Source organism: Ectopseudomonas composti (assembly GCF_900115475.1).
In the GTDB taxonomy this organism is placed as follows: Bacteria; Pseudomonadota; Gammaproteobacteria; order Pseudomonadales; family Pseudomonadaceae; genus Aquipseudomonas; species Aquipseudomonas composti.
In genome coordinates this window covers 157,250-177,787 of record NZ_FOWP01000006.1, presented here as the reverse complement: position 1 = coordinate 177,787, position 20,538 = coordinate 157,250, and the positions used below count along the sequence as shown (strand labels likewise).

The window sequence follows — 20,538 nt, the reverse complement described above, 5'->3', positions numbered from 1 at the left end:
GGCGGTTGTGAAGCGGCTTCAGGTCGGTCCAGGTCAGTCGTGCTTGGTGACCTTGTCCAGATAGCCCATGGCGAAGGCAGAGCCAACGAACGTCAGGTGAATGATCACGTACCACTTCAGGTACTCCAGATCGTAGTTCTTCGCGTCCATGAACACCTTCAGCAGGTGGATGGACGAAATGGCCACGATGGACGCCGCCACTTTCATCTTCAGCGAGCTGGAGTCCATCTTGCCGAGCCAGCTCAGCTTCTCGGTGCCTTCGTGAATATCCAGGCGCGAAACGAAGTTCTCGTAGCCGGACAACATCACCATCACCAGGAGCCCGCCCACCAGTGCCATGTCGATCAGCGACAGGAGCTTGAGAATCACGTCGGCTTCGGCAAGGGAAAAGATCTGCGGCAGGATGTGATAAAGCTCTTGGAAGAACTTGACCGACAAGGCAAGCACGGCGAGAGAAAGACCGAAGTAGATCGGCGCCAGCAACCAGCGCGATGCGTACATGGTATTTTCGATAAAGCGTTCCATGGAGAACTCACTGAAGGAGGGGGAAAACCGCGGCGAGTATACCCATCGCACTGCGCCAACAGAAGGTGCCAGGCACTGTGGATAACCCCAGTCCGATGGCAGCGCTCAGATTGCCCGAATGCGCCCTGATTCGGGCGTTTCAGCTCTGTCCGTCGGTTTCGGGGTGACGCTGGAATGGTCCGGAAGGGTTGTGGCGCTCGCCATTGACCCGGCGCAACTCGGCCTGCAGATGCAGACGCCAGATCGGCGCTTCAGAACACTCGACGTAGCCCTGCAGAGCCAGACTCTCGGCAATCGCCGTAAGCGCCTCCTCAGCGACAGAAGGCCCATAGAACGGGCCCTGCGCCTTGACAGCCGAGGGTTGTGCCCCCGACATACCGGCTGCACAGAGTAATGTCCAACGTCCGTTGTCTCCAGCCAGCGGTTTGATCACACATTCGATGCGAGTGACCAGGCCCAGGCATTGGCGGGTGAGGCAGAGGCTGCGCGACATGGCGGCGACCCTCGCAGAATCCAGGCTTCAGCCTACACCCCGAGCGGTCGCGCTGTGAAGGCCAAAGTTATCCACGCAATCTGTGGATAACTCTGTGCATGAGGCGTGAGCAAGAAGGCCTGCGCGTCTGCCCCGGGCAATCAGGGACAATCGCGCAAGATTTGCTCAGTTCGCTGCGCCGTCGTCCGCGCCTTTCTTGCGGCGTGGCGCCTTGGCCGGCTTGGCGGCAGCTGCCTCAGCCTCGGCTTTTGCCTTGTCTGCGTCGGCTGGTTTGACTTCTTCCTCCAGACCGATTTCGGCGATATCGCGCAAACGCTCAACCACGCGAGCGTTGACGCTGCCTTTGGGGAAGCGACCTTTCTCGTCCGGGTGGCCGGCCGCCTCGCCGACCAGCAGGCTTAGCGCTTCGTCGACATGGCGCACGGCGTAGACATTGAACTGGCCGGCACGCACCGCTTGCAGAACGCGGTCGTCGAGCATCAGGTTGGCGACGTTGGAGTGCGGGATGATCACCCCCTGCTCGCCAGTCAGGCCTCGCGCCTCGCATAGGCGGAAGAAGCCTTCGATCTTCTCGTTGACCCCACCGACCGCCTGTACCTCGCCAAACTGGTTGATCGAACCAGTAATGGCGAAACACTGCTTGAGCGGCGTACGCGACAACGCCGAGATCAGCGTGCAGACCTCGCCGAGCGAGGCGCTGTCGCCATCGACATAGCCGTAGGACTGCTCAAGGGCGATGCTGGCGGAGATCTCCAGCGGGAATTCCTGCGCATAACGGCTGCCGAGAAAACCGGTGAGAATCATCACGCCCTTGGAGTGGATCGGCTGGCCAAGGCTGACTTCGCGCTCGATGTCGACGATGCCACTGCCGCCCGGGTAGACGGTGGCGGAAATCCGCGCCGGCACACCGAAGGCCGAGTCGCCCACTTCCAGCACGGTCAGGCCGTTGCACTTGCCCACAGCGGCACCGCAGGTGTCGATGAGAATGATGCCGGCCAGCATGTCGTCGATGATCCGCGCCGAAACACGCCCGGTGCGTGTGGCCTTGGCCTTGAGCGCACGCTCGATATGGCCGACGTCGGTGATGCTTTCCCCGGCAACCTGGCGAATGAAGTCGGCCTCGCTGACCAGTTGGAAGAGGTCACCGATACGCGCCGACAGGCGCCCCTGGTGTTCAGCCAGGCGCGCGCTGTAAGTAGCCAGGCGCGCGACGGCCGCGCCGGTCATGGGCGCCATGCCCTCTTCCGAGGTGCGCGTTTTCATCAGTTGGGCGAATTGCTCCAGGCTTTCCTCGGCGAGCGGGATGTCTTCGTCGAAGTCGACCAGTACGCGGAACATCTCCTGGAAGTCCGGGTCGGCATCCTGCAGCGCGTAGTACAGCTGGCGCGAACCGATGATGATGACCTTCAGCTGCAACGGGATGACCTGCGGGTTGAGCGTGACGGTGGCGATGCGGCCGAGATCGCCCAGCGGCGACTCCATCTTCAACTGACGCGAATGCAGGGCGCGCTTCAGCGCTTCCCAGACAAAAGGTTCGCTGAGCAGTTTTTCCGCCTCGACCACCAGATAGCCACCGTTGGCGCGGTGCAACGCGCCGGGGCGCAGCTGACGGTAGCTGGTGTACAGGGCGCCCTGGTCGGAGCTGTACTCGATGCGGCCGAACAGGTTGTCGTAAGTCGGGTGCGACTCGAACACCACCGGCGCACCGCCGTTGGCGTGGTGACCGACCACCAGACTCGGGCAGTACATTTCCTCCAGCAGCTTGCGCAGCTGTGGATCGGCCTTGTCGACATCCACCAGTTGCTCGACGGCGGTTTTCAGCAGGTTGACCTGCATGGCTTGGAGATAGGCGCAGACACCAGCGTTTTCAGCGTACTTTTTCGACAATGGTGCCAGCAGCGGCTGCAGGGCAACGGTGATAGTTTCTTCATTGAGCTGACGCAACAGGTTGCTCGACTCGCGCTTCCACTGCGGCAGGCTGGCCAGCTCCTCGTTGAGGCGCTCTTCCAGCGCGGCGATATCGGCGTGGAAACGCTCACGCTCGGCCTCCGGCAGTTGCGCGAATTCGGCTTCGTCCAGCGCTTTACCGTCGGCCATCGGGGTGAAGGCGATATTGGTGCTGTCGCGGTACAGGGCCACGCCCTTCTCCAGCGACAGGCGCTCGATCACGTCCAGCGCCTGGTCGTAGCGCTTGTTGAAGCCGCGGTCGATGGCGCTCTTCTTCTGCTGGTAGGTCGGCGTTTCGAACACCGCCGGGAAGGTGGCCAGCAGATTGTCGACCAACAGGTTGATGTCGGCGATGAAATCACTCGCGGTACCGGAAGGCAGCTCCAGTGCACGCGGCTCGCGCGGCTCGTCGAAATGGTTGACGTAGACCCGGTCGGCCGGCGTTTCCATGCGCTTGGCTTCGGCCTTGAGATAGCGCTGGACGAAAGAGAAGCGCCCGGTGCCGGGCTCGCCCATGACGAACACGTTGTAACCGGGGCGCGGCATAGCCACGCCAAACTGCAGAGCTTCGACCGCGCGAGACTGGCCCAGCACGCCGCGGAAAGGTTCGAGATCATCGGTACTGCTGAAGTTGAACTGCTCGGGGGCGAAGGGGCGGGTCAGAGATTCGGGGGCAAGGCGCAAAGCATCGAGGCTACGCTTGGACATTGGCGATCCTTATAGCGGGCGGAAGTTTCCGCAAAACATGGTGTGATTCTGGGCCTGTGGCGCGAAAGGGATCAAGGCTTGATTCAGCTCGGGATGAAAAATCCGAGCCGAGAATCAGCGCCCCGTCACCCTCGCCTGCGCAAAAGCCGCCACACTCAGAGCCAATCACCGGCATCCGCCCACCCGGACGCCGGCGCCCTATCCGCCAAGCGCACACTACGCGGCAGCAGGTCGATGGCAATGCCGGTCACCGACCGCTGCTCGCTGTGTGCGCTATCTCAACCCGCTCGCCTGGTTGCCGGCATCGCCAAGATCCTCAGTGCAGAGCAGGCAGTACTCGGCTATCGGCAAAGCTGCCAGGCGCGCCGCCTCGATCGGCTCGCCGCAGCACAGGCACTCGCCATAGCGGCCTTCTGCAAGGCGCTGCTTGGCCTGTCGTACCAGCAGCAGTCCATGTTCAGCCTCGGCCAGCAGGGCGTCGAGCACTTCATCGTTCTGCCGCTGCTGCGCCTGTTCGGCGAAATCCGCCGAGTGGCTGCGCCCCAGGTCGCGGCGAATCGCCTCGGCCCGGGTCGTGTAGTCATGCAGCAGAGCGTCCAGCACATCACGGTGAGCCATGAGCAATCTCCTTGCCTAATGAAGAGCGCTCAGTGTGATAGCCAGCGCAATACCCATGACTGACGCCGATCAGCACTTGCGCGAAATACCGGCGTCGACTGCCTTGACACCAGTCGGCAGCCTGGCCAAAGCTCGGCCATCGCCATGACCAGAAGAACAGCGACCTTGAAACGGATATTCGCCGTCCTCGCCCTGAGCCTTAGCCTTCCCCTACATGCCGCCACGGTCGAACAACTGGCCGACGATCCCTACTGGATCGCCCTCGGTCACTACGAAACCGGCAAGCTCGGCGGCTGGCGCAGCTACGTCGACGACGACGACTTCTTTCTCGCAGAACACGGCGCAAGCGACCCGGCCGCCGAGCTACAGGCAACCCTCAAGGCGCTGTACCAGCCCGCCGAACTGGGCGACCGCCACCCGCAGTGTGTCTACCCGGCACGTACCCGTTGGCTCAAAGCGCAACTACGGCTCGATGACCTGCCCCGCCCGGACTGCGCCGAATATCGAAACTGGTTCGCCGACGTCAATCCGCACAGCACGGTGCTGGTGTTCCCGGCAGCCTACCTGAACAGCCCGTCGTCGATGTTCGGCCACACCCTGCTGCGCATCGACCAAGCCGATATCGACAGCCACAACACCGCACTGCTGAGCTACGCACTGAATTTCGGCGCCTTCATCGAAGGCGACGACAACAGCATCCTCTATGCCTGGCGCGGCCTGATGGGCGGCTATCCCGGCCTGTTCGCCCTGGTGCCGTATCGCGAGAAACTCAGCGAATACAACCGCCTGGAAAACCGCGACCTGTGGGAGTACCGGCTGAACCTGACGCCGGAAGAAACCGCGCGCATGGTCGAACACGTCTGGGAGCTCAAGCAGATCCGCTTCGACTACTTCTTCTTTGACGAGAACTGCTCGTACCGCCTGCTGGAGCTGCTGGAAATCGCCCGCCCCGGCATCGAACTGACCGAGCACTTCCCGCTGACTGCCATCCCCACCGACACGGTGCGCGCCGTGAAGGACGCCGGGCTGATCGAACGCATCGACTATCGCCCCTCCCGCGAACGCGAACTGCTGGCGCGCGCCGAACCACTCGAGCATGACGAACAGGCCTGGGTCCTGCGCCTGAGCCAAGACCCGGCGCAACTCGACGACAGCGACTTTCTCGCCCTGCCGGCAGAACGCCGCGCGCTGATTCAGGACGCTGCCTTCCGCCTGGTGCGTTACCACGCCAACGATGAAGAGCGCAGCAGCAATGCCCAGCGCAGCTTCCAGTTGCTCGGCGCGATCAATCGCAACCCGCCGCCGCCGCTGCAAGTCGAACGCCCGCCGCTGCCTGAGGAAGGCCACGAATCACGCACCTGGCAACTGGCTGGTGGCAGCCGTGATGATCGTGCTTTTGCCGAGTACGGCTTGCGCATGGCGTACCACGATCTCACCGACAACCTCGATGGATTCCCGCTCGGCGCGCAGATCGAGATCTTCCAGCTCAAGCTGCGTCAGTACGAGAACAACCACTGGCAGCTGCAACGCCTGGACCTGGCCAACATACGCTCGCTGACGCCGCGCAACGCCCTGCTGCAGCCGCTTTCCTGGCAGGTCGGTGGTGGTCTGGAGCGCGTGCTCGGCGAGGACGGCGACACCCCGCTGGTCGGCCATATCAGCGGCGGTGCCGGCGCCACCTGGCAGTTACATGACGACCTGCTCGGCTTCGCCCTCGGCACCGCGCGCCTGGAATACAACGAGGATTTCGCTGCCGTAATCTCCCCGGCGCTGGGCTTCAACAGCGGCCTGCTCTGGCGCAACCCGCTGGGCAACATGACCCTGGAAGCCACAGGCGACTATTTCCACAATGGCGAAGTGCGGCGACGCCTGTCGCTCAACCAGCAATGGGAAGTCTCACGCAACCTCGGCCTGCGCCTGAGCGCTCAGCGTGAATTCAGCCAACTCGCCAGCCCGGTCAACGAGGTGAAGCTGGAGCTGCGCTGGTATCACTACTGAGCAGCAGCGCGCAGGCGGCGGACTTCTATACTGAAGTTCCTGCCGCCCGTTTCTGGAGACTCATCATGCGTCGCACGCTCATGTTTGTCGCCGCTGTCCTGATCAGCCTGCCGCTGTGGGCCATGCACTGCCCGCAAGACATGGCCAAGATCGATGCGCTGCTGCAAAGCGATCCACCCTCCGACCCCGAGGTGCTGGCCAAGGTCAAGGAACTGCGCGCCGAAGGTGAAGCCCTGCACAAGGCCGGCGATCACGCCGAGTCGGTCAAGGTACTCGGCGAGGCCCTGGATCTGCTGTCGGCCAGCGAGTGAGCGGTCAGAAGCCGCTATAAAGCAGACCCAGCGCCACCTGCCTGACCTCCTGCAGATCCACCGGCTTGCTCAGGCAGGCCGATGCGCCGCGCGCCCGGGCATCCTCGAACAAGCGAGCGTCGGCCACGGCGCTGATCACCATCACTGGCACATCACGCAAGCGCGGCTCGGCGCGCATGGCGTCGAGCACCTCCAGCCCGCTGCCATCGGGCAGGTCGATATCCAGCAAGACCAGCGCAGGTGTACTGTTCTGCAATTCGGCCAGCGCCCGCTTGCAGGAGCTCACGCCGCTGACTTCGGCAAACTCACGCAACGATGCCTGCAGAATCTTCATGCAGGCCGGGTGATCCTCCACGCACAACACCTGTACCAGGCTCTTGACGCTCTGCGTTGGCACCGCGTCCGCCTCGTTGTCCGGGCCTTCAGGGCTTGCCGCACTGGGGATGTCGAGCCAGAAGCGACTGCCCACCCCCGCCTCGCTGCGCACGCCGATCTCGCCATCCATCAGCGTGGCCAACTCGCGGCACAGCACCAGCCCGATACCGGTACCCGGAATGTTCGAGCTCTCGCGGCCGAGGCGCTGGAACGGCTGGAACAGCTGCGTCTGTTGCTCGCTCGACAGCCCTGGCCCGGTGTCGTCGACCCACAGGCGTACGCAGTCGGTGCGCACCTCATAGCCCATGCGGATCATCCCGCGTGGGCTGTTGTACTTGATCGCGTTGGACAGCAGGTTGAGCAGAATCTGCCTTACCCGGCGTGGGTCGCCCTGCACGAACAACGGCGGATCGGCCGCCTCCATCACCTGCATTTGCAGCTGTTTTTGCTGCACTTCGGGCTGCACCAGTTCGGCACAGCCCTTGAGCAGGCTGCCGATCTCGATCGGCTGGAACTGCAACTGCTGGCGCCGACTCTCGATGCTCGACAAGTCGAGGATGTCATCGACCAGCGAGGTGAGATGGCGGCTGGCGCTGACGATCTCGCGCGAGTAATCGGTCTCCAGTTTGGCGTCCTGCTTGTCCTGCACCTCCATCTCGATCAGTTGAGCGAAACCATGGATGGCGTTGAGCGGCGTGCGCAGTTCGTGGCTCATGCTCGACAGGAAGCGGCTCTTGGCCTGGCTGGCGGCGAGCGCTTCCAGGCTGGCGTGACGCAACTCCTCCTGCACCTGCTTGAGCCGGGTGATGTCGACGTGCGTGCCGGCGATGCGCAGCGGCCAGCCGCTCTCGTCACGCGACAGGACCTTGCCACGACTCAGCAGCCAGAGGTACTCGCCACGGCAATCGAGGTAGCGATACTCAGCGTCGAAGTATTCTTCGCCACTGTCGGCAAACAGCTTGCGCAGATGACGCAAGCGTTCCAGGTCGTCCGGGTGCACGCGCTGGTTGAACTCGCTCAACGTCAGCAGCGTTGCCCCCAGACCAAAACGTCGCACGAACCGTTCGCTAAGTTCGATGGTCAGCGCAGTGGCATCGATCTGCCAGAGGCTTTCCGTGGTGCTCTCCAGCACCAGCTGCAGGATGCTCTGCGCCTCCTGCCGCTCATGCTCGCTGGCTTTCAGCTGCTTGCCGGCCTGCTGCACGGCATCGGCCAGGCGGCTGACCTCGGCAATATGACTGTCCGGTGCGGCTGGCAGGTACTGGCCCTGACCGAGGCTGGCGGCCATGTCGACGATGCCGTTGATAGGGCGCGCCAGTTGGTTGCTCAGGTTGCGCGAGCGCAGCCACATCAGGGCGAAGAACAGCAGGTAGAACCCGGCCAGGCCGGCGATCAGCAGATAACCGATCTGCAGGTAGCGCTCGGCCAGTTGGTTGGTGTCATGGAAGATCTGCTCCTCGTCCACCACCAGCAACAAGCGCCAGCCGGTCTGCGGAATCTCGCTCCAGGCCACCAGTTGCTTGCGACCGCCGAGCAACACCTCCTGCACGTTACCATCGCCTTCGTTCATCGCCTGCAGCAGCGAGGCCATGCCCTCGCGCTTGGCCAGGTTGAAGTCTTCAGGCTTGAGCACCTCGCGGCGCACGGCTTCATCGTAGGAATACTGGGTCAGCTCACGCAGGCCGAAGTCCAGCTCCCCGGCTTTCGGCAGCGCCATGATGTTGTGGTCATGGCTGACCAACATCGCGTAGCCCTGCCAGGGCACGTTGAGCTCGGCGATCTCACCCAGTATCTGGCCGACGGTCACGTCGAGACCGACCACGCCCTCGAGAAAATCCTCGCGATACACCGGGGCGATGGCCGACATCATCCAGCCCAAGCCGGCAGGGTCGAGATACACGTCGGTCCACATCACCTTGCGTTGCGGGTTGTGCTTGGCGTCAGCCAGGTAATAGAAGTTGTAATCGGGTATCACCATGTCATGGGGATACTGCGCGGGCGTGTCGAACCAGGGGTAAATGCGGTTGTAGCTATCCCAGGTATTGAAATACAGGGCCGCTACCAGCGGGTTGGCCTGGCGGATCGAACGCATCAGCGGATCGAGCTGCGACAGGCGCATCACCTTGGCGTGATCCTGCTGCGCCAGAGGCGTGCTGTTGGCATAGAAGGAGGCTGCGCGCCCGTCGTCGCTGCGGGTGTAGAAGACGCCGTTGTCGGTCACGGCGTGACGCTGACGCTCGAGGTCGTCGGCCTGGAAGCGGGTATCGAACAGGGCCTTGTGGGCGGCATCGCGGTACACCTGCACCAGCGACTCGATCGAACGCAGGCGACCGTCGATAATCTGCCCCTCACGCAACGCCGCGCTTGCCAAGTCCTTGACCGCCGCCTCCTGCAGGTGGCCGATCTGTGCATCGCGAATCGCCTGGTTGCTCAGCAGGTACACCGCAATCAGTACCGACTCCACCAGAATCAGCGGGATCAGCGCGCTTTGCACAAACGCACGCCAGATCCACTGACGGAGAGGGTAGCGGCTAGAACTCGGCATTACGGCTCCTTTGCAGAGGGCGCGGGCTGATGCGAGGCGCCATCATAGCCTCCTCAGGCGGAATCCGCAGTCGACGCTGAGGAACCTTTGCCGTACACTCCACGTCTTATCTGTAACCGAAAAGTTTTGGGGCCGATTAGGATTCGACGCCGGTAGCGAAGCTCGAGGTGCATGCCGACTTGGTAACAGAAGTCGTAAATAAACTGTTGCAACTTTCTATAGTTGCCAATGACGAAAACTACGAGGGCTACGCTCTCGCTGCGTAAGCGGCGCGACTAGTCCTTCTGGTAGCTTCGGCTCCAGCGATCACTAGGGGATGCCTGTAAACCTGAAGTGATTGTCATGCAGAACAGGATCGCCGCGTAGTACGTTGTGGACGAAGTGGCTAAAACTTACACAACTCGCCCAATGCACCCTGCCCGTCGGGCGGCTGAGGGTTAACTCAATAGACACGGCTAAGCATGTAGTACCGACAGTGGAGAACTGGCGGACGGGGGTTCAAATCCCCCCGGCTCCACCAATTCAAGAAAGCATAAACCCCTGATTTTCCTAGTGAATTTCAGGGGTTTTGTGTTTTTTAGGGTTCTGACTGTCCCGAAAGTGTCACGAGAGATCAACTGCAACGGGTACAAATTTCACCGCCCAATCAGCCTCGACATGAACGATCGGGTCACTTTCCTGGCCGTATAACTCATTCTGGATACCAAGCATGCAATGGGTGCGGGCACGCTGGTTATCAATCTTGGTTAGCAAAAGATGCTTCTCATCGCCTTCAATACGAAAGCGATCACCCAAAGCCAAATCCATGAATTTGATGATCGGTGTAGACATCGCTGTAGCTCCTGTTCTTGATTATCTCAGCGATTCTACGAAGAACGGTGGAGCAACGGCCAGAAATCTGATTCCTTGCTGGCGAAGCTCAATTAGACCCGAAGCAGCCTGCAAGTGGGTTCAACCTCAAGGCTTCCGCCAGATGCTCCGGTGCCAAGTGCGCATAGCGCATGGTCATGGCCAAGCTGGAGTGGCCCAGGATTTTCTGTAGCGTGAGGATGTTCCCGCCCTTCTGCATGAAGTGGCTGGCGAAGGTGTGGCGGAGTGCGTGGCTGGCCTGCCCTTTCGGCAGCACGATGCCGGATCGGCTCAAGGCTCGACGGAACGACGTGATAGCCCCGGTGAATTGGCCGTGACGCTTCCAGTGATCACGAATGAACGCTTCCAGCTCGGGCTGGATCGGCACGGTTCGCACCTTGCTGGATTTGGTCTTGCTGTAGGTCACAGCGCCATTGCGGAGCCTCGATGGTGCCAAACCTTCCGCCTCTGACCATCGAGCACCAGTGGCCAGACAGAGCAGCACAATTGGTTCGACGTGTGGGTTGTCGCAGCCTTCGCGAATGGCGGTCAGCAGATCGGCTATCTGTTCCTGGGTCAGCCAGGACAGTTCCCGTTCTTCGATCTTGTAAGGCTTCATCAGCTCCAGGGGATTGGCGTAATCGATCTGGCCAAGGCCTCGCAGCTCGTTGAACACTGCCCGGATGTATCCGAGTTCGTTGTTCAGCGTCTTGGGTGTGATGCCTGCTTCTGCCCGCAAGCGGCGATCATGGGCGTAAGTGGCCGGGTCAAGCTTCATGGCGATGGGGTCGCGTAGGCGAACGCACAGGGCATCGAGCTTGGCCTTTCTGCGCTCACCATCCTTGAGCATATGGCCGTGCAGATCGAACCACAGACCAACCAGCTCCGAGAGTCGGCGGCGATCCTGAGCCTTGGGGTTCCAGGCTGGGTCAGCGGCCTTGTTGGCGGTGATGTATTGCTCGTAGCGCTGGGCCTCTGCCTTGGTCTTGAACAGCTTGCGAAAGCGCTGGCCACGGATGGGCTGGACGTCTGCAAGCCATCGGCCGTCGGGCTGCTTTTTGACGGTCATACTGCCCTGCCCCACCTGACGTGCCGTTCCTCCAGGATGTTCTTCAGGTGCTTGTACAGCCCATCCTCGTCCATCCCCTTGGCGGCGTAGTGGTCACGAATCACCGGCCAGCATTCCCAATCCTTGAGCCGGTAAAAGCCCTTTCTAGCGCCCACTCGCTCCCGTGCCAGCAGGCTTACGAAGTTTCCCAGGAACAGTTCCACGTTCTTGCCGGAGAAGCCCCGAGACGTCTTGTAGTTGCGCTTGTACTCGGTGTCATCAAGCAGTGAGTCGACCGGCAGATCGACGCGGGCGTCTTCACGCAGCAGCGTCCAGATCGGTTCGTAGTAGCCAGGGCGAGCCAGTAACTTGAACTGCTGCATGCCGTAGCGCCAGAGGCCATCCAAGTGTGGAGTGAAGGCGGCGTAGCTGTTCGTATCGATGGCGTTGCCGGTGTGCAGGTCGACGGAGCCCGAGGCGAACTGCTGAATCACCGAATGGTGGTAACGCAGTTCGATACGCCAGACGGTCTGGTCTTGGTTGTAGTTGTCCGGGTCGCCTTCGTCGAAGCTGTCACGACGCCGCCAGACGCCTTCCCAGTAGTCGAGCTTGTCGGTGGCCTTGGCCTGTTCGGTCTTGTTGTAGATCGCCAGCTGGACGCCACCGGCAGAGCCGAACATGTAGGTCTCGCCACGGCCGTAAACGCTGCTCTTGGTCTCCCAGGTAATTTCCTTGATGCCGGAGATATCGCGGGCGGATCGGGCGCGGCAGTGCATGCGGGCGACGAGATCAGCAGGCGGTTGCCAGCCTTGAACATCCAGGGCGAGATGCACCGCGCACTGGTTACGTTCAATGTGCGTGAGGATCTGTTCGGCATAGAAATCCATGCGGGCTTGTAGGCGCTCGGGCGACAGGCTGTCGATGGCATGGGGCGACACTTCGACCTTGAGGTGTGGGCCGATGTTTTCGACCTTGGCGTTGTAGTTCTTGAGCAGCAGCACGAAGCCCAGGTCGGCGTTCTGCAGCTTGTACTGGTAGCCCGAATCCTTGCTCACACGGCCTGCATGCCAGCGCTCTCCAGCGAAGTCGACGATGGTGCCCGGCTTATCGAACAAGCACAGCAGCTCCGGCCGGAGCAGGCCACGGTAGAGCTGGCGGACGGTATCGACGCCGCAGTGCAGCAGGCGGACTTTCGACAGGTCGACAATGCGGGCGTTGCCCGGGTCTACAAACAGCCGGCCGTTCACGTCTTCACGTGCCAGCATGTCCATGCGAAGGAAGTCTTTTGGCTTTTTCACTCAGTCACCTATTGCTGATTACTGCGGAAGTTTTCGTCTTACTTTCTGACGTGTTACAGGGACGTCAGCGCGAAGGCGGCGCGCGCTGTCGCTCGCTCCTCGTGCCTCCCCTCTCTCGCTCCTGCGCGCGCCGCCTCGCCGCCAGAGCCGGTGTGTGCATCTCAGTCCTCGACATGCAAACCAGCTCCAGCGGTGACGCAGGGTTCTCTTTCAATCCAGGGTTCCGGGTATTCAGCGCGGGCGTGCTGATCGGCCTGGCAAGGTTGTTCCTGGATGAATGGCGGCACTTGTGGGCGGCCATATGGCGGGAGGCTCGCGTAACTGAGGAAGGTGCCAAGAAGCGCCAGGAACACGAGGAGCAGGCAGTCAGCGAAGTGCAGCGGGAGAAGCTTGAAGATCAACACCAAGGGCTTTGCCCTTGTCATCCCACTCTTGCCGCCGAGGGCTCGGGAGCGCGGGGCGGTGAAGCTGCCCCACTCTCCCGTGGTCAGGCTCGTTTTCATGGCGTGGGGTCAAGGGTGCGCTGCGCCCGTGCTTCCGTTCGCCGGAACGGTGGAGCTGTTCCGACGAGCCGGGAGCGCGGCCCCTGACCCGGCAGCATCGGGGGAATGGGTCAGGGTCATGCGGCCCAGTACGTTGCCGGAACCACGCCGGTCGCGGTGCCGCATCGCCCTGATAGTGCGGATGTTCGTAAAGAACACCTCATTCGGAAAGTCGTCACTGCCGTTCAGGTCCAGGGTCATGAAGCACCCATGCGGATACACCCCTTCAACGGGCAGCATGACGCCGACGATGTGCAGGCAATGCCAAACGGTTTGCGGCTCATCATCCCAGAACAGTTCAACCAAGACGGTCTGGCCGATGTAACCAAAAGCGCTTGCAGCATCCAAGGTCAGGCCAGTGCTAGTCATGGTCATAGTCCCCTGCGTCAAAGACATCCTTTCCGCTCAGCAGATCGGCCTGCAGGCGACTGACGTTGATGAAGCGTTGATCGCCCAGCTTCACGCTTGGCAGGGTGCCGTTCTGTACCCAGCCGCGCACCTCTTGTTCCTCAACGCCGCAGGCGGTGGCGAAGGTATCGATGGCGCACAGATCGCGGCCTATTACGTGTGTCATGGCGTGGGCTCCTTTGCTGGCTTGTCCTGGGCGTAGCTCGCTTCCAGGCGAATGACGACTTCCGAGTTCATCGAACGGCGCGATGCGAAGGCGGACTGTTCGATCTTGGCGCGCAGCTCTGGCGGTACGCGCAGCTTGAATTGCGGGTCTGTTCGGCTCACAGCGTCCACTCCTGTTCCAGTAGCTGGCGGGTCAGCAACGCCACGTTGACCATGGTGCGTTTGCCGACCTTCTGCGAAGGCAGGTAGTTACGTTCCACCCAGGTGCGTACCACGATGGGTTCGTCGCCCATGCCGATCCACTCGGCGAACTTCTGCCACGGCATCAAGGGCGGGGCGCCGTGCAGCTTTTGCGGGTCGAGACCTTCCGTATCCATAAGCTTTGTTCCACTATGTTCGGCATTGATAAGCAACCAACGAAATGGGTAATAGCTACCCATGGAGTGATTGTTACCCATCCCCCACGATGGAGCAATTACTACTCAGGAAATATTTTCTATATGGAAAGCGCAGCCGATAGAGCACGCGTATTGATCAAGCTGGTAGGCCCGAAAAAAGCAAGCGAACAGGGCGGGGATTACGAGCGCTGGAGAAACGTCAGCAAGGGCGCTGTACGCGTTAGTGCGGACGAGATCGACGTACTGGTGAAGATTTACCCCCAGTACGCCCTATGGCTGGCTAGCGGGAAGACTGCGCCGGAGATCGGCCAGACCAGTCCGGCCTATGACGAAGCCAACCGAAACTTGAGCCAACCCAACGCGGGATAGCGATCACCCAGGAAGCAGCTAGGCGCTGGTACGCCCGAAAGGAGCTCGGTAAACCATGAAGAAACTGATATGCACCATCCTGTGCCTAATCGCGTTTACGCAGGCCAAGGCAGCCGAAGAAGTAGCCTTCTATGTCGGACAAGCCCATGACGAATGGGCTTTCAAAGTAACAGGGAAAGGTCGAGCGCTAGCGGGAAAGAGCCTTATCTATACAAGGCTCGACGAGCTGCAGATCGTAAACAATCCCAAACACTCAAAAACCAGATACATAGAGAGTGTTGAAGTCGCCTACGCCTATATCAACAAAGACGGTGTGTGGGACTTCAAATCGGTTAATAGCTTCCACCCCGTCAATAAGAACGTACGCCCTGGGGAAAAACTGACAATCAAAGACATTGAAGCCGGACTAGACTTAGACAGCAAGAGAGCTAGTGATTACTGGGTACTCGTAACACTATGGCTAAGTAAAAGAGAGACAGTACACGCTCATTCAAGACAAGACATTTTCAAATAAATCATCGCACACCCCAATGTAAGAATGACAAAAAAGCCTCAACCAACAGGCCTAAAAGTCAAATTTTGAACTCTATATAAACCCCATGTTTATCAAGCATAAGAGCAACCTTAACCCATACATCACTAAAGGCCTCACACTCATCAACTACAGCCCTTAGCACATCCTTCACAGTTCGTTCAGCTTCATCTCTTCTTCCATCGGTGCTTGTGGCAGTCAAATACAACTCCCCAGCAAAGGTAGTCTCTACCGCATCTAGCTTACTCCATTTATATTCATCTATATCAGCAATTTTCTTTCTGACTTTATCAGAAAGCATTACTGCTTTCTCATCACCACCAATAGGAGAAACCGAATAAGTAAAAAGGAAATCATAGTAAGCCACAGACACCTCACCTTTACTTTGAAAATAAAAACTCAAGACATAACCAATTACCGACCCACAATAGCAAGCATATACACCCGACACCAATATAAACTACAAAGTCAAGCACTCCTTCCATTCAGAACAAAGAAAATATTATCTTCATCAAACGACGAGATGCTCTTCAAATTACTCATATAAACCTCATAATCCATCCTAGCCATATCGAACGCCTGATCAATAGACCTAGCACTCAAAATCCCACAAGAATAAGCAAGGACTGCATCAATTGCTTGATCCAAATAATCATGAGCATTTTCTATCAAAGTATCCACGTAAGGAATGGTTCTACCAGAGTGCACAATAAGGTTCCTTGTCCTATATATTCTCCTTATTTGCCAATTTACTTTTACCTCATGCTCATTTAGCCTATCTATTATCTTCTTCGGCTTTCTAAAAATCTCAGAAACTTCAAACACCCTAAGTCTCAAAAGATGGAAATCACCTAGTTCAGCATACAGCGCATCAAGATGAGCTTTATGATCTGGAAGCACCAAAAGCTCTAAAACCTTTTCGTACAGCCTTTTCTTAGAATCAATCGACGCCTCCCTTATAATCCTACTTATCTTTTGTCTATTCCAGCGAACCAAATCCGCGGTGAGCCGCTGAATAATTCTGGGCAAATAATTGACAAGAAGGATAGGCATAATCCCATTCTTTATCTTTACAACTTTCCCTCCCCCATAAATATGAGAGGGAACCAAGGTCTCCAATGCTATCCATACATTTAACAGTTGATTTTCAGGAAGCTCATTAGTCGCACCGATCGCATGGAGATCAACTGCCCTATGAAATCTAACGAATGAATTACCAGAAAGGGAAAGCGTCTTGATCATCGAATTCAAGCGCAATGACGCATCACTGGCTTTTAGATCGAAGCACTTCTCCATTGTATTTTTAGGAGTCCTGATTAATATTGGCGTGTCATCACAACATTGGGTGATAACTGTTTCGGCTCTCCATGTAATTCTATTCTTGTGAGAGAACAACAAAAACAAATCTCGAACCATATCAAGCTTAGCTTCTGCTCTCTTCCTCGCAGTATGCCTATCAAATGCGCCTACATTTTTAACTTCAAGCCATACCTCATCTTGGTTTGGAGTCAATCCATTCTCTTCAGCGACAGATAAAGCAGACTTTGGCGGAGACGATATTATCTCTAAATCGAAAGTTTCGATTGACTCCTCAACTTGCCGTATCAGATTAGAAACAACAAAGTAAATTTCAAAATGATGTTCCGTCGGAGATATCTTCTCAAAAAAAGTCTCCAAGTCATCTACACAGATAACATCCTCACCAAAAAAGAAAAAATTCTGAACCTGCTCATAAATATGCTGCTTACCAACACCCATATTCACCAGGGTTGATGCTAGCTTTACCGCCAAGTGATCAATTTTTTTCTTGGATCCACCAACAAGCTCTTCCACTATTAAATCCTGGCAAATCTCTATATAAAGCAAAGGATTTAGCGTCCGTTCTAAAACCTCAAGCCGAATACGCGTCTCATTTAGCTTTATACTCTCGCCACGAAGAATGAATTTCTCACAGTCAGAATTTAAAATCTCTTTCGCGACCAAGTCTGATGACAAAGACCACTTCAACTCATCTAGGACATGATCGAGATGTGCAGGATCAATAATTTCATCCTCAATATCTTTAATTAACTCAAGAGCCTCTCGACAAAGAAAAATACAATTTAGAGCCGGCGGCTTATAAGTATCAAGCGTGTAATCAAAAAACAGCTCATCAAGTCTTTGAGCAAAATATAAGACTAGCGCCATATCCGGATCAGCATGCCACTTTTTATAATTCTTCAATCTCATAACCAGCCTTCAACTCCTGTATTTCTCTTGCGATCCTATGACTGCCGAACATCCCAAAATAGAATTATTCGTTTTCTTAAAAACACATTTAGATACTCCATATCACTTCAAAGACTGTGACAATAGATATCAATATAAGTAAGTTCGAATGCAGGTAATTTTCTTTCACGAATGCAATCCATGGCGATCTCCAGCAACATAACGAATAATTGAGACAAATCCTTACCAACACCCCGTGATAGCCAAACGCTACCTATCAGCCTCGGGGCTGTCTAGTTGCCGTTTCGAAAAAGTGTCGAAATCACTGCGAGGAATAGCGGGGCAATGCGACCAAGGTTAGTCGCTAAGGCTAGAAAAGCCGGGCTTTGCGGAGCAATGCGAGAGAGAATCGGAGGGTTTGAAGCCAGGCCGCACCGTATGACGGGATCGGTTTCCCTGAAGATATCCTTTCGGTCGCACTGCCCCAAAAGTGTCACAGACACAGCAAGGCATAGCCAGCCAATGCGATAGAGCACAGCTCGCAAAAGGCTGATTTACTTGGGACAGCGGACAAGAGCAGAGTAATGCAGAAGCCCCGACACGGGTTCAAATCCCCCCGGCCCACCAAATAAACCCCTGATTTTCCTAGAGAAAGTCAGGGGTTTTTCTTTGGGTGTCGAAAAAGGGTCGAAGCCCTAACCTCTAGCCTCTCTTCCTGGCTCATCCTCCAGAACTCGCCAGCGCCAGTACCTCTCAGGCTTGACCCACACAACTGTCGTTTCGGTGAGCGAAAGGAACGCAGACAGCACTTGGCGACCAACCGCGAGGTTACCGTCAGCGTTTTCACGCAGAAGAGGGTCAGCCTTGGCCTTCACTAGGTAATCCACAACGTCGTCTTGGTAGAGACAACCAGATCGGTCAAGCTCACTAAGCATCCACTTAGCCGCATCAATGGCGTCCATCCTGTCATCCCTGCTTCACAAGCTCCAATGAATCGGGAGGAAAAATGCCATCCTCAAGCTTCTTCCCTGCAAACCATTGGCATTTATATTGACTGGAATACCCTGGCTTAGGAATGACTTGAATAGTCATATCCGGGCCGCCAGATTTAAGCCTCACAATGTCGCCAATCTTGAAAACATTATTCCCTGCCACAGCTCACTCCTTCGATAATGGTATTTAGCCACCACAGCCTAGGCAGGCACTGCACTTAACGCAAGCTAGCCGATGGTCCAAACCTCACCGCATCCTGCAGATGATCCGGCGCCAGGTGCGCGTAGCGCATGGTCATGGCCAGGCTGGAGTGACCCAGGATTTTCTGCAGGGTGAGGATGTTCCCGCCGTTCTGGATGAAATGGCTGGCGAAGGTGTGGCGCAGGGCGTGGGCGGCCTGTCCTTTCGGTAGGCGGATGGTCGTCCTGGCCAGGGCGCGGCGGAACGAGGTGATGGCCGAGTTTGGCTGGCCGTGTTGCTTCCAGTGTCTGACGATCTTGGCTTCCAGCTCTGCAGTGATCGGCACCGAGCGAACCTTGCCGCTCTTGGTTCCGCTGAAGGTGATCACGCCATTACGCAGCCCGGTTGGTTCAGCTTCTCAGCCGCTGACCATCGAGCACTAGTGACTATAGAGCACAGCAGGTTCGGCATCCGGGTGGTCGCATTGACGCAAACAGGCGGTCGGTTCGACGCCTTCAAGGCGCCATCCTTCACACCCAACAGCCCCCCGCCCTCGCCCCGTGATTACGCAAGGAACTGGATTTCAAGTTGATCTGATTCTTTTCAACTTGAATGACCTACAAAATCTCGCCTGTCTGTGGTGGATAAAAAAACCCTATTAATCAAAGGTCTGAGGCACATCGCGACTCTGGCACCGGTCTTGCTCAAGAGAGGAAAACAACAAAAGCCGTGTTCATGACGGCTACATCCTCCGGGAGATCTGCATGACCCACCGCATCAAGGTAATCATCCCCATTCCCATGGATCAGGAAAGCGCCGACAACCGCGCCTCGCAGTTGCCGGCCGGTATGATCCTTCCCGGTTTCCATCCGGAATTCGTCCCGGTCGCCAAGGGTGCCTCGCTCGGCGATAGTGCGTACGACGTGTTGCTCATGGACTTTTCCGTGGTACAGGCCGGCCTGCGCGCCCAGGAGGAAGGCTACAGCGCGGTGTGCATCGACACCGTCAGCGACTCCGGCCTCGCCGCCCTGCGCTCGCGGCTGGACATCCCGGTGATCGCACCGGGCATGGCGGCCTTCCACACCGCCTGCATGCTGGGCAAGAAGTTCAGCATCATCACCATGTGGGATGAATGGTTCCCGCTGTACGAGAAGACCCTTACCGAATATCACCTGTGGCCGCGCGTGGCCTCGCTGCGCTCGATCAAGACCCGCCCGGATCTCAAGGAACTGCTCGAAGGCAAGGAAGAGGTGGTGTTCGCCAAGCTCGAAGCCGAAGCGCGCCGGGCGATGGAGGAAGACGGTGCCGACGTGATCGTGCTCGGTTCCACCACCATGCACCAGTCCCATGCCTACCTAGCCGAGCGCCTGCCGATTCCGGTGATCAACCCCGGCCTGGTTTCCTACAAGCTGTGCGAAATGCTGCTGAGCCTCGGGCTCTCGCAGAGCCGCAAGGCCTACCCCGCCCCGCAGATTCTCAACGACGCCGCCTATCACGGCTTCGCTGGTCAATGACATCAACAAGGAGAACAAGCAATGAGTCATCTTTCCCGTGAGCAACTGATCGACCTGGCTACACAGAAGTACTTCGCCAACGTGGACAACAAGAACATGGCTGGCGTGCTGGACTGCTTCCATGAGGATGTGGCCTTCACCATTCAGACCGACAACCTCACGCACGACGGCCACAGCGGTGTGCGCAAGATGTTCGACAACCTGTTCGCCAACTTCGAAGAAATCTGGCACGGCGATTTCGAACTGGCAGTCGACGTCGACACCCAGACCATCTGCTCGCGCTTCAACGTCTACCTCAAGGACGCGCAAGGCAACGAAACCCGCCTGCGCAACTGCAACTTCTGGTACGTCGAAGACGGCAAGTTCCGCCGCGTGTTCGTCTTCATGAGTGGCGAAAACGTGCTGCGCTGATCCGCGCCAGCCAGCGCCCGGAGGCATGACCGTGTTGCCCTCCGGATACCCTGCCCGCCTACCACTCTGACGGTAGTGCGGACAGCGGTTGCGGCCCGTCCCA

24 protein-coding genes and 1 other RNA gene are annotated in these 20,538 nt (G+C 57.8%); 7 read left to right on the top strand and 18 right to left on the bottom strand.

All coding sequences use genetic code 11. The annotated features are described in order from the left end of the window. Window positions 1-33: 33 nt before the first annotated feature. From BM059_RS13285 to BM059_RS13270, 4 genes are all read right to left on the bottom strand, one after another. Entirely contained in the window at window positions 34-525 is a 492-nt protein-coding gene (locus tag BM059_RS13285; protein ID WP_004423362.1) for a TIGR00645 family protein, read from the bottom strand. A gap of 139 nt (window positions 526-664) precedes the next feature. Next, the gene (locus tag BM059_RS13280) at window positions 665-1,018 is read right to left on the bottom strand and encodes a PA4575 family protein (protein ID WP_037001690.1); all 354 of its coding nucleotides are present in this window, start codon (window positions 1,016-1,018) and stop codon (window positions 665-667) included. A 165-nt stretch (window positions 1,019-1,183) separates the two neighbouring features. Then, entirely contained in the window at window positions 1,184-3,673 is a 2,490-nt protein-coding gene (locus BM059_RS13275) for a Lon protease family protein (RefSeq protein WP_074939199.1), read from the bottom strand. A 273-nt stretch (window positions 3,674-3,946) separates the two neighbouring features. Continuing rightward, window positions 3,947-4,291, bottom strand: a complete 345-nt coding sequence (locus BM059_RS13270) for a TraR/DksA family transcriptional regulator (RefSeq protein ID WP_074939197.1) — start codon at window positions 4,289-4,291, stop codon at window positions 3,947-3,949. Between the two features lie 165 nt (window positions 4,292-4,456). Between BM059_RS13270 and BM059_RS13265 the strand changes: the two genes are divergently transcribed. Both BM059_RS13265 and BM059_RS13260 read left to right on the top strand, forming a co-directional pair. Next, window positions 4,457-6,289, top strand: a complete 1,833-nt coding sequence (locus BM059_RS13265) for an Lnb N-terminal periplasmic domain-containing protein (protein ID WP_074939195.1) — start codon at window positions 4,457-4,459, stop codon at window positions 6,287-6,289. 65 nt (window positions 6,290-6,354) lie between these two features. Continuing rightward, entirely contained in the window at window positions 6,355-6,600 is a 246-nt protein-coding gene (locus tag BM059_RS13260) for a hypothetical protein (protein ID WP_037001694.1), read from the top strand. 4 nt (window positions 6,601-6,604) lie between these two features. Here the strand turns inward: BM059_RS13260 and BM059_RS13255 are convergent, their stop codons facing one another. Continuing rightward, the gene (locus BM059_RS13255) at window positions 6,605-9,520 is read right to left on the bottom strand and encodes a hybrid sensor histidine kinase/response regulator (protein WP_074939193.1); all 2,916 of its coding nucleotides are present in this window, start codon (window positions 9,518-9,520) and stop codon (window positions 6,605-6,607) included. 128 nt (window positions 9,521-9,648) lie between these two features. Here BM059_RS13255 and ssrA point away from each other — a divergent pair. Next, window positions 9,649-10,040, top strand: a transfer-messenger RNA (tmRNA) gene (gene ssrA / locus BM059_RS13250). Between the two features lie 83 nt (window positions 10,041-10,123). On the opposite strand, the gene BM059_RS13245 is transcribed toward ssrA, so the two are convergent. From BM059_RS13245 to BM059_RS13210, 8 genes are all read right to left on the bottom strand, one after another. Then, window positions 10,124-10,351, bottom strand: a complete 228-nt coding sequence (locus BM059_RS13245; protein WP_074939192.1) for a hypothetical protein — start codon at window positions 10,349-10,351, stop codon at window positions 10,124-10,126. 88 nt (window positions 10,352-10,439) lie between these two features. After that, on the bottom strand, window positions 10,440-11,438 hold the full coding sequence (locus BM059_RS13240) for a phage integrase (RefSeq protein WP_074939190.1): 999 nt from the start codon (window positions 11,436-11,438) through the stop codon (window positions 10,440-10,442). After that, window positions 11,435-12,682, bottom strand: a complete 1,248-nt coding sequence (locus tag BM059_RS13235; RefSeq protein ID WP_074939370.1) for a hypothetical protein — start codon at window positions 12,680-12,682, stop codon at window positions 11,435-11,437. Before BM059_RS13235 ends, BM059_RS13240 begins: the two co-directional genes overlap by 4 nt. Before the next feature lie 194 nt (window positions 12,683-12,876). Further along, on the bottom strand, window positions 12,877-13,218 hold the full coding sequence (locus tag BM059_RS25385) for a hypothetical protein (RefSeq protein ID WP_167364573.1): 342 nt from the start codon (window positions 13,216-13,218) through the stop codon (window positions 12,877-12,879). A 9-nt stretch (window positions 13,219-13,227) separates the two neighbouring features. After that, window positions 13,228-13,626, bottom strand: a complete 399-nt coding sequence (locus tag BM059_RS13225) for a hypothetical protein (RefSeq protein ID WP_074939368.1) — start codon at window positions 13,624-13,626, stop codon at window positions 13,228-13,230. Then, window positions 13,619-13,831, bottom strand: a complete 213-nt coding sequence (locus BM059_RS13220; RefSeq protein ID WP_061242840.1) for a MerR family transcriptional regulator — start codon at window positions 13,829-13,831, stop codon at window positions 13,619-13,621. The genes BM059_RS13225 and BM059_RS13220 overlap by 8 nt, the downstream gene beginning before the upstream one ends. Continuing rightward, on the bottom strand, window positions 13,828-13,992 hold the full coding sequence (locus BM059_RS13215; RefSeq protein WP_013714357.1) for an Arc family DNA-binding protein: 165 nt from the start codon (window positions 13,990-13,992) through the stop codon (window positions 13,828-13,830). The genes BM059_RS13220 and BM059_RS13215 overlap by 4 nt, the downstream gene beginning before the upstream one ends. Further along, window positions 13,989-14,207 carry a hypothetical protein gene (locus BM059_RS13210; protein WP_059390727.1) on the bottom strand — a complete coding sequence of 73 codons (219 nt, stop codon included), beginning with the start codon at window positions 14,205-14,207 and terminating at the stop codon, window positions 13,989-13,991. The genes BM059_RS13215 and BM059_RS13210 overlap by 4 nt, the downstream gene beginning before the upstream one ends. Before the next feature lie 123 nt (window positions 14,208-14,330). Here BM059_RS13210 and BM059_RS13205 point away from each other — a divergent pair, with 123 nt between their 5' ends. Then, entirely contained in the window at window positions 14,331-14,597 is a 267-nt protein-coding gene (locus BM059_RS13205) for a hypothetical protein (RefSeq protein ID WP_061242838.1), read from the top strand. A 55-nt stretch (window positions 14,598-14,652) separates the two neighbouring features. Next, complete coding sequence (locus tag BM059_RS13200; protein WP_074939188.1) at window positions 14,653-15,111, top strand: hypothetical protein; 459 nt, start codon at window positions 14,653-14,655, stop codon at window positions 15,109-15,111. A gap of 58 nt (window positions 15,112-15,169) precedes the next feature. Here BM059_RS13200 and BM059_RS13195 read toward each other — a convergent pair whose 3' ends face one another. The 5 genes from BM059_RS13195 to BM059_RS13175 all read right to left on the bottom strand — a co-directional run bounded on the left by BM059_RS13195 (window position 15,170) and on the right by BM059_RS13175 (window position 18,898). Beyond that, complete coding sequence (locus BM059_RS13195; RefSeq protein WP_074939187.1) at window positions 15,170-15,496, bottom strand: hypothetical protein; 327 nt, start codon at window positions 15,494-15,496, stop codon at window positions 15,170-15,172. Between the two features lie 101 nt (window positions 15,497-15,597). Beyond that, entirely contained in the window at window positions 15,598-17,358 is a 1,761-nt protein-coding gene (locus BM059_RS13190; protein WP_074939185.1) for a hypothetical protein, read from the bottom strand. 674 nt (window positions 17,359-18,032) lie between these two features. Further along, entirely contained in the window at window positions 18,033-18,299 is a 267-nt protein-coding gene (locus tag BM059_RS25820; RefSeq protein WP_074939183.1) for a DUF6953 family protein, read from the bottom strand. Between the two features lie 4 nt (window positions 18,300-18,303). Next, window positions 18,304-18,492 carry a YodC family protein gene (locus BM059_RS13180; RefSeq protein WP_074939181.1) on the bottom strand — a complete coding sequence of 63 codons (189 nt, stop codon included), beginning with the start codon at window positions 18,490-18,492 and terminating at the stop codon, window positions 18,304-18,306. A gap of 55 nt (window positions 18,493-18,547) precedes the next feature. After that, window positions 18,548-18,898 (bottom strand): tyrosine-type recombinase/integrase, encoded by a 351-nt coding sequence (locus BM059_RS13175; RefSeq protein WP_244154409.1) that lies wholly within the window; start codon window positions 18,896-18,898, stop codon window positions 18,548-18,550. Window positions 18,899-19,274: 376 nt separating this feature from the next. Here BM059_RS13175 and BM059_RS13170 point away from each other — a divergent pair, with 376 nt between their 5' ends. Together BM059_RS13170 and BM059_RS13165 are read left to right on the top strand one after the other, a co-directional pair. Beyond that, window positions 19,275-20,024, top strand: a complete 750-nt coding sequence (locus BM059_RS13170; protein ID WP_074939179.1) for an aspartate/glutamate racemase family protein — start codon at window positions 19,275-19,277, stop codon at window positions 20,022-20,024. 21 nt (window positions 20,025-20,045) lie between these two features. Continuing rightward, window positions 20,046-20,435 carry a nuclear transport factor 2 family protein gene (locus tag BM059_RS13165; protein WP_074939177.1) on the top strand — a complete coding sequence of 130 codons (390 nt, stop codon included), beginning with the start codon at window positions 20,046-20,048 and terminating at the stop codon, window positions 20,433-20,435. Window positions 20,436-20,538 lie beyond the last annotated feature (103 nt).